General features: G+C 64.3%; 1 protein-coding gene. It reads right to left on the bottom strand.

All coding sequences use genetic code 11. The features are described from left to right. Positions 1 to 1,115: threonine ammonia-lyase (gene ilvA, locus ACFT1A_RS30980; RefSeq protein ID WP_378450111.1), on the bottom strand; the 1,115-nt coding region annotated here is incomplete at its 3' end. Positions 1,116 to 1,146 lie beyond the last annotated feature (31 nt).

Here is a 1,146-nt window from a genome sequence, read left to right as displayed (position 1 = left end):
TCCACTTCGTCGAGTGCAAGTTCGCCACCGGTACGGGAGTGGATGACGTCGACCACGCTGGCACCATTTGCCCGAACCACTTCGAGCAGTGAGACCAGCGCACCCGGCCGATCGTCGATGGTGATGTGAACGCCGAGGAACCGTCCGGCTGCCCGCAGTCCGTGTGAGATCACGTGCGTGAGCAGCAGCGGATCGATGTTGCCGCCGGACAGCACAGCGCATACCGGCCCGGTCAGACCCAATTCCTCCGGCGAGCACGTCATCAACGCCGCAACGGCCGCGACGCCTGCCGGTTCGACGATCAGCTTGGCGCGTTCGAGGCATAGCAGCAGCGCTTTGGACAGCGCTTCCTCGCTGACCGTGACCACCGCGTCAACGTGTACGGCAACCTCGGCGAACGGAACCTCGCCAGGGCAGCCCACGGCGATACCGTCCGCCATTGTCGACATCGATGCCAAGGCCGTCGGCTTCCCGGCCGCCAACGACGCCGGCCAGGCGGCCGCGGTTTCGGCCTGCACTCCGACAATGCGTACCTGCGGGCGTACAGCTTTGACTGCTGCAGCCACTCCGGCGATCAATCCACCGCCGCCGGTGGGAACGAGGATCGTGCCTACCTCGGGGAGTTGCTCGAGGATTTCCAGGCCCACCGTGCCCTGTCCCGCCACGACGTCTTCGTGGTCGAACGGGTGGACCAGGACTGCTCCGGTTCTATCCGCGAATTCGCGAGCGGCGACGAGCGTTTCGTCGACAGTCGAACCGTGCAGGTAGACCTGGGCCCCATATGCCTTGGTGGCCACCAACTTCGGCAGCGGCGCACCGGTCGGCATGAAGACCGTCGACTTGATTCCCAATTCTGTTGCAGACCACGCAACTCCCTGCGCGTGGTTACCGGCGCTGGCCGCCACCACGCCTGCCGCCCGTTCCTCCGGGGATAAATTGGCGATGCGATTGTAGGCACCGCGCGGCTTGAAAGAGCCGGTGCGTTGCAGGTTTTCACATTTCAAGTTCACGGCGAAGCCGGTGGTTTCAGACAACACTCGTGAGGCCACCACCGGGGTGCGGCGCATGACCGGGGCGAGAAGTTGCTGTGCAGCCTTTATCTGTTCGAGATTCACGCATGCCTCCAGAAAGTGCGCCTCCACACCC

This window comes from Rhodococcus sp. NPDC057135 (assembly GCF_042670865.1).
GTDB lineage: Bacteria > Actinomycetota > Actinomycetes > Mycobacteriales > Mycobacteriaceae > Rhodococcus_F.
Note: the sequence above shows the minus strand (reverse complement) of the source record. Positions and strands in the feature narration are given on the sequence as shown.